Raw genomic sequence first — 6,542 nt, 5'->3', positions numbered from 1 at the left:
TCCGCAACGTCGACGTCCGCTGCCGCGCGACGATCGGCGAGGTCGGCAACGCCGAGCAGTCGAACATCAACTGGGGCAAGGCCGGCCGTAACCGCTGGAAGGGCATCCGCCCGACCGTCCGCGGTGTGGCCATGAACCCGGTCGACCACCCGCACGGTGGTGGTGAGGGCAAGACGTCCGGTGGCCGTAACCCGGTCAACCCGAACGGTAAGAAGGAAGGCCGCACGCGCCGCCCGAACAAGGAAAGCGACAAGCTCATTGTGCGTCGCCGTCGTACTGGCAAGAACAAGCGATAGGAGCCTGGAGACATGCCACGCAGCCTGAAGAAAGGCCCCTTCGTAGATCAGCACCTGTTCCTCAAGGTTCTGGCTGAGAACGAAAAGGGCACCAAGAACGTCATCAAGACGTGGTCCCGCCGTTCGATGATCATCCCCGACATGCTCGGGCACACGATCGCCGTACACGACGGCCGCAAGCACGTGCCGGTGTTCATCACCGAGTCGATGGTCGGGCACAAGCTCGGCGAATTCGCTCTGACGCGGACTTTCCGCAGCCACGTGAAGGACGACAAGAAGGGCAAGCGCCGCTAGTCCCCCCGGGGACTGGAGGCATTGCACTTCTTCGAAAGACGAGAGAAGGAAAGCAATGGAAGCCAAGGCTATTGCGCGCCATATCCGCGTGACGCCTATGAAGGCCCGGCGCGTCGTCGACCTTGTTCGTGGCAAGCAGGCGAATGAGGCTCTGGCGATTCTGAAGTTTGCCCCGCAGGGCGCTTCGGAGCCGGTCTACAAGGTAGTCGCATCGGCGGTCGCGAACGCTCGCGTCGCAGCCGACCGTGCCGGTGTTGCGTTCAACGAGGACGAGCTGGTCATCAGCGAGGCGTTCGTGAACGAGGGTGCCACCATGAAGCGGTTCCAGCCGCGGGCCCAGGGCCGCGCGTTCCGCATCAACAAGCGGACCAGCCACATCACGGTGGTTGTGTCCAGCCCGGAGAAGGGTGGGGAGAAGTAAATGGGTCAGAAGATCAACCCGAACGGTTTCCGCCTCGGCATCACGACCGACCACGTGTCGCACTGGTTCGCCGATTCGAGCAAGCCCGGTCAGCGCTACAAGGACTTCGTTAAAGAAGATGTGAAGATCCGCGAGCTCATGACCACCGGCATGGAGCGTGCCGGTATCGCCAAGGTGGAGATCGAGCGTACGCGTGACCGCGTCCGCGTCGACATCCACACCGCCCGCCCGGGCATCGTCATCGGCCGCCGCGGCGCCGAGGCCGAGCGCATCCGCGGCGAGCTGGAGAAGCTCACGGGCAAGCAGGTGCAGCTGAACATCCTCGAGGTCAAGAACCCCGACATCGAGGCGCAGCTGGTCGCCCAGGGCATCGCCGAGCAGCTTGCTTCGCGTGTGGCGTTCCGCCGCGCGATGAAGAAGGCCATGCAGGGCGCGATGCGCGCCGGCGCCAAGGGCATCCGTGTCCAGTGCTCCGGCCGTCTCGGCGGCGCCGAGATGTCCCGCAAGGAGTTCTACCGCGAGGGTCGCGTGCCGCTGCACACCCTCCGTGCGAACATCGACTACGGCAAGTTCGAGGCCAAGACCACCTTCGGCCGCATCGGCGTGAAGGTCTGGATCTACAAGGGCGACGTGACCGCGAAGGAGCTCGCAGCCCAGGCTGCCGCCGCTCCGGCACGCGGCCGCGCTGGCGACCGTGACCGTGGTCCCCGTGGCGGTGGCGAGCGCCGCCGTCGTAACGACCGCAACACCGGTGGCAAGCCCGAAACGGCTCCGGCCGCCCAGGCGCCGGCCGCCGCAGAAGGAGGACAGGCGTAATGCTTATCCCACGCCGAGTTAAGTACCGCAAGCAGCACCACCCCAAGCGGAGCGGCGCTGCCAAGGGCGGCACCACGGTGTCTTTCGGTGAGTACGGCATTCAGGCCATCACTCCGGCCTACGTGACGAACCGCCAGATCGAGGCCGCTCGTATCGCCATGACCCGCCACATCAAGCGTGGCGGCAAGGTCTGGATCAACATCTACCCGGACCGTCCGCTGACGAAGAAGCCGGCCGAGACCCGCATGGGTTCCGGTAAGGGTTCGCCGGAGTGGTGGGTCGCCAACGTCAAGCCGGGACGCGTCATGTTCGAGCTCTCCGGTGTCAATGAAGAAGTGGCTCGCGAGGCTCTGCGCCTGGCGATCCACAAGCTGCCGATGAAGGCTCGCATCGTGCGTCGTGAGGGTGGTGAATGAGAATGGCAATCGGTTCTAAGGACCTTGCTGTCGAGAAGTTGAATGGTCTCGACGACGCAGCCCTCGTCGAGGAGCTGAAGAAGGCCAAGGAGGAGCTGTTCAACCTCCGGTTCCAGTCCGCCACCGGCCAGCTGGAGAACCACGGCCGCCTGAAGACTGTCAAGCGCGACATCGCCCGCATCTACACGGTGCTGCGCGAGCGCGAGCTGGGCATCCGTCAGGCCGCACCCGCAGAGGACGCCAAGTAATGAGCGAGAAGGAGAACGCAGTGGCTGAGCAGGCAGAGGCCCGCGGTTACCGCAAGACCCTTCGCGGGTACGTGGTTTCCGACAAGATGCAGAAGACCATCGTCGTGGACGTGGAGGATCGCGTGAAGCACTCCCTCTACGGCAAGGTCATGCGTCGCAACAAGAAGGTCAAGGCCCACGACGAGAACCAGAGCGCCGGCATCGGCGACCTGGTGGTCATCGCCGAGACCCGTCCGCTGTCCGCGGACAAGCGCTGGCGCCTCGTCGAGATCGTCGAGAAGGCCAAGTAGCCCTCTCGTCGACCGACGAAACGCAGACGACGGCGGCCCCCACCTCACTCGAGGCGGGGGCCGCCGTCGTCGTACCCGGTGCCTATATCACGGGATTGGCGCGACGCGCCAACATGGCCTAGACTGGGAGATCTGTGCGCTCTGTGTGTCGGGACTATCCACCCCGGCACCGGACACTCGTGGCAGGAGCCGGCAACGGCCGCCACGGCATGGCCCCGCGATCTTCGCCTCGGCCCTGCTTCACTCATGCAGCTGACTCACGTTCGCCGCGCTGTTTCGAAGCAGGGGTAAGCGCCAGTCGCGGGCGGTACATATCCGTTCCGCAAGGCTCCCAGCGAGAACCAGCGAGACGACAGGAGCAGATAGTGATTCAGCAGGAGTCGCGACTCAAGGTTGCCGACAACACTGGTGCCAAGGAAATCTTGACCATCCGTGTTCTCGGTGGCTCTGGCCGTCGCTACGCAGGAATCGGCGACACGATTGTCGCCACCGTCAAGGATGCAATCCCTGGCGGCAACGTCAAGAAGGGTGACGTCGTCAAGGCCGTCATCGTTCGTACCAAGAAGGAGCGCCGCCGTGCGGACGGCTCCTACATCAAGTTCGACGAGAACGCGGCCGTCATTCTGAAGAACGACGGCGAGCCGCGCGGTACCCGTATCTTCGGCCCGGTCGGACGCGAGCTTCGCGACAAGAAGTTCATGAAGATCGTTTCCCTGGCTCCGGAGGTGCTGTAACCATGGGTGCAAAGATCAAGAAGGGCGACCTGGTTCAGGTCCTCAACGGCGCCAAGCAGGACCGCGGCGGAGACCGTGGCAAGCAGGGCAAGGTGCTGAAGGTCTTCCCGGAGACCAACCGCGCCATCGTCGAAGGCATCAACCGTGTGACCAAGCACGTCAAGGCCGGCCAGAACGCATCGGGTGGCGCCACCGGCGGCATCGAGGTCGTCGAGGCGCCGATCCACATCTCCAACCTTGCGGTCGTCGACCCGGAGTCGAAGAAGCCGACTCGCGTTGGTTTCCGCGAGGAGACCGTCGAGAAGGATGGCGTGAAGAAGACCGTGCGCGTTCGCTACGCCAAGGCTTCCGGAAAGGCTCTGTAATGACTGATGTGAAGATTCAGCCGCGACTCCGGGGCAAGTACCTCGGCGAGGTCCGCGACGCTCTCCAGGCGGAGTTCAAGTACGCCAACGTCATGCAGGTCCCGACCCTGACCAAGGTTGTCGTGAACATGGGTGTCGGCGAGGCCGCCAAGGACTCGAAGCTCATCGAGGGCGCTGTCCGCGACCTCACCCAGATCACCGGTCAGAAGCCGGTCGTCACCCGGGCCCGCAAGTCCATCGCCCAGTTCAAGCTGCGCGAGGGCATGCCGATCGGTACGCACACCACGCTGCGCAACGATCGCATGTGGGAGTTCGTCGACCGCCTGGTCACCCTGGCGCTGCCGCGTATCCGCGACTTCCGCGGCCTCAACGGCAAGCAGTTCGACGGCAACGGGAACTACACCTTCGGTCTGACGGAGCAGTCGATGTTCCACGAGATCGACCAGGACCGCATCGACCGGGTCCGCGGCATGGACATCACTGTGGTGACCACCGCCAAGACGGACGAAGAAGGCCGCGCGCTGCTCAAGGCGCTGGGCTTCCCGTTCAAGACCGAAAACTAGACAACTACGTTGCAGGTCCGCATTGACCGCGGAAACCGCAACGAGGAAGGGCTGAAGCCCACATGACTATGACAGATCCTGTCGCAGATATGCTGACTCGTCTGCGCAACGCCAACTCGGCTTTCCACGACTCGGTGTCCATGCCGTCGTCGAAGCTGAAGGTGCGCGTCGCGGAGATCCTCAAGCGCGAGGGCTACATCGCCGACTACGCCGAAGAGGCAGCAGAGGTCGGCAAGAAGCTGACCATCACCCTGAAGTTCGGCCCCAGCCGCGAGCGTTCGATCGCCGGCATCCGCCGTATCTCGAAGCCGGGCCTTCGCGTGTACGCGAAGTCCACGAACCTCCCGCACGTGCTGGGCGGCCTCGGCATCGCCATCCTGTCCACGTCCTCCGGTCTGCTGACGGACCGCCAGGCAGCCAAGAAGGGTGTGGGTGGGGAAGTCCTCGCCTACGTCTGGTAACGGGAAGGGAGAACAGACAAATGTCCCGTATTGGAGTACGTCCAATCACCGTTCCGTCCGGCGTCGAGGTCACGATCGACGGCAACGTCGTGAAGGTCCGCGGTTCCAAGGGCGAACTGTCCCAGACCATCGCTAACCCCATCACGGTCTCGATCGAGGACAACATCATCACGGTGTCCCGTCCCGACGAGTCCCGTGAGGCCCGCTCGCTGCACGGCCTGAGCCGCACGCTGATCGCCAACATGATCCAGGGCGTCACCGAGGGTTACACCAAGAAGCTGGAAATCCACGGCACCGGTTACCGCGTGCTGGCGAAGGGCCAGGACCTCGAGTTCGCCCTCGGCTACTCGCACCCGATCACCGTCACCGCGCCGGAGGGCATCACGCTCGCCGCCGAGGGTGCCAACAAGGTCGTCGTTTCCGGCATCAGCAAGCAGCGCGTCGGTGAGGTCGCCGCCAACATTCGCAAGCTGCGTCGCCCCGACCCCTACAAGGGCAAGGGCGTCCGCTACGAAGGCGAACAGATCCGCCGCAAGGTCGGAAAGGCTGGTAAGTAGATATGGCTATCGGTATCAAGGGTAAGAGCAAGGCTGCCGCTCGCGGCCGCCGCCACCTGCGCCTGCGCAAGAAGCTGGCCGGCACGACCGCGCGTCCGCGCCTGGTCGTCACCCGGTCCACGCGTCACATGTTCGTCCAGATCGTGGACGACAGCCGCAGCGTGACCGTGGCCTCCGCTTCCACCATGGAAGCCGACCTGCGCGCGTTCGACGGCGACAAGACCGCCAAGGCCAAGCGCGTCGGCGAACTGGTCGCCGAGCGCGCCAAGGCTGCCGGCATCGAGGAGGTCGTCTTCGACCGCGGCGGCAACAAGTACCACGGCCGTGTGGCCGCGGTTGCCGACGGCGCACGCGAAGGTGGGCTGGCACTGTGAGCGAAGCAACTAACGAGAAGGAAACCCAGGTGTCTGAAGCTACTGAGCAGACCGCCCAGGCGACCGGTCAGGCCGAGAACACCGGTGGCCGTCGTGGCGAGGGTCGCGGCCGTGGCGAAGGCCGTGGCCGGGGCGAGGGTCGTGGCCGTGGTGGCCGCGACTCGCGCGACAGCCGCAACGACGACAAGGACAAGTTCCTCGAGCGCGTTGTGACCATCAACCGCGTCTCCAAGGTCGTCAAGGGCGGCCGTCGCTTCAGCTTCACCGCCCTCGTGGTGGTCGGAGACGGCAACGGCCTGGTCGGCGTCGGCTACGGCAAGGCCAAGGAAGTTCCCGCGGCCATCGCCAAGGGCGTCGAGGAGGCGAAGAAGAACTTCTTCCGCGTCCCGCGCGTCGGCACCACCATCCCGCACCTGGTGACGGGCGAGGCCGCTGCCGGCGTCGTCCTGCTCCGCCCGGCCGCACCGGGTACCGGCGTTATCGCCGGTGGCCCGATCCGCGCCGTGCTCGAGTGCGCCGGTATCCACGATGTCCTGTCCAAGTCCATGGGCTCGGCCAACCAGATCAACATGGTGCACGGCGCCATCGCTGCTCTGAAGGGCCTCGAAGAGCCGGCCGCTGTGGCCGCTCGCCGTGGACTGGCGCTGGACGAGGTCGCGCCGGCAGCGATGCTGCGCACCCTCAATGATCAGAAGGCAGGTGCCTAG

General features: G+C 64.9%; 12 protein-coding genes and 2 pseudogenes. All 14 read left to right on the top strand.

The window, feature by feature from the left end:
- Nucleotides 1-296, top strand: a pseudogene (locus RIN46_RS09685) (50S ribosomal protein L2); the annotation flags it as partial.
- Between the two features lie 12 nt (nucleotides 297-308).
- The gene (rpsS, locus tag RIN46_RS09680; RefSeq protein ID WP_309081124.1) at nucleotides 309-590 is read left to right on the top strand and encodes a 30S ribosomal protein S19; all 282 of its coding nucleotides are present in this window, start codon (nucleotides 309-311) and stop codon (nucleotides 588-590) included.
- A 55-nt stretch (nucleotides 591-645) separates the two neighbouring features.
- On the top strand, nucleotides 646-1,011 hold the full coding sequence (rplV, locus tag RIN46_RS09675) for a 50S ribosomal protein L22 (RefSeq protein ID WP_309081123.1): 366 nt from the start codon (nucleotides 646-648) through the stop codon (nucleotides 1,009-1,011).
- A complete protein-coding gene (gene rpsC, locus RIN46_RS09670; protein WP_309081122.1) occupies nucleotides 1,012-1,827 on the top strand; it encodes a 30S ribosomal protein S3 in 816 nt (271 codons plus the stop codon). It begins immediately after the preceding gene.
- Nucleotides 1,827-2,243 (top strand): 50S ribosomal protein L16, encoded by a 417-nt coding sequence (gene rplP, locus RIN46_RS09665; protein ID WP_309081121.1) that lies wholly within the window; start codon nucleotides 1,827-1,829, stop codon nucleotides 2,241-2,243. Before rpsC ends, rplP begins: the two co-directional genes overlap by 1 nt.
- A gap of 2 nt (nucleotides 2,244-2,245) precedes the next feature.
- Nucleotides 2,246-2,488: pseudogene (gene rpmC / locus RIN46_RS09660) on the top strand (50S ribosomal protein L29); the annotation flags it as partial.
- Between the two features lie 2 nt (nucleotides 2,489-2,490).
- On the top strand, nucleotides 2,491-2,781 hold the full coding sequence (gene rpsQ / locus RIN46_RS09655; RefSeq protein ID WP_309081120.1) for a 30S ribosomal protein S17: 291 nt from the start codon (nucleotides 2,491-2,493) through the stop codon (nucleotides 2,779-2,781).
- A 365-nt stretch (nucleotides 2,782-3,146) separates the two neighbouring features.
- A complete protein-coding gene (rplN, locus tag RIN46_RS09650) occupies nucleotides 3,147-3,515 on the top strand; it encodes a 50S ribosomal protein L14 (RefSeq protein ID WP_309081119.1) in 369 nt (122 codons plus the stop codon).
- 2 nt (nucleotides 3,516-3,517) lie between these two features.
- A complete protein-coding gene (rplX, locus tag RIN46_RS09645) occupies nucleotides 3,518-3,880 on the top strand; it encodes a 50S ribosomal protein L24 (RefSeq protein ID WP_309081118.1) in 363 nt (120 codons plus the stop codon).
- Nucleotides 3,880-4,443, top strand: a complete 564-nt coding sequence (rplE, locus tag RIN46_RS09640) for a 50S ribosomal protein L5 (protein WP_309081117.1) — start codon at nucleotides 3,880-3,882, stop codon at nucleotides 4,441-4,443. The genes rplX and rplE overlap by 1 nt, the downstream gene beginning before the upstream one ends.
- A gap of 62 nt (nucleotides 4,444-4,505) precedes the next feature.
- Nucleotides 4,506-4,904 carry a 30S ribosomal protein S8 gene (rpsH, locus tag RIN46_RS09635; RefSeq protein WP_309081116.1) on the top strand — a complete coding sequence of 133 codons (399 nt, stop codon included), beginning with the start codon at nucleotides 4,506-4,508 and terminating at the stop codon, nucleotides 4,902-4,904.
- A gap of 20 nt (nucleotides 4,905-4,924) precedes the next feature.
- Complete coding sequence (gene rplF, locus RIN46_RS09630; RefSeq protein ID WP_309081115.1) at nucleotides 4,925-5,461, top strand: 50S ribosomal protein L6; 537 nt, start codon at nucleotides 4,925-4,927, stop codon at nucleotides 5,459-5,461.
- A 2-nt stretch (nucleotides 5,462-5,463) separates the two neighbouring features.
- On the top strand, nucleotides 5,464-5,835 hold the full coding sequence (gene rplR, locus RIN46_RS09625; protein ID WP_309081114.1) for a 50S ribosomal protein L18: 372 nt from the start codon (nucleotides 5,464-5,466) through the stop codon (nucleotides 5,833-5,835).
- Entirely contained in the window at nucleotides 5,832-6,542 is a 711-nt protein-coding gene (gene rpsE, locus RIN46_RS09620; RefSeq protein ID WP_309081113.1) for a 30S ribosomal protein S5, read from the top strand. Before rplR ends, rpsE begins: the two co-directional genes overlap by 4 nt.

The sequence above is a fragment of the Zhihengliuella sp. genome (genome assembly GCF_031178195.1).
Classification (GTDB): Bacteria; Actinomycetota; Actinomycetes; order Actinomycetales; family Micrococcaceae; genus Zhihengliuella.
The sequence above is the reverse complement of the archived record's forward strand: the minus strand, read 5'-3'. Positions and strand labels throughout refer to the sequence as shown.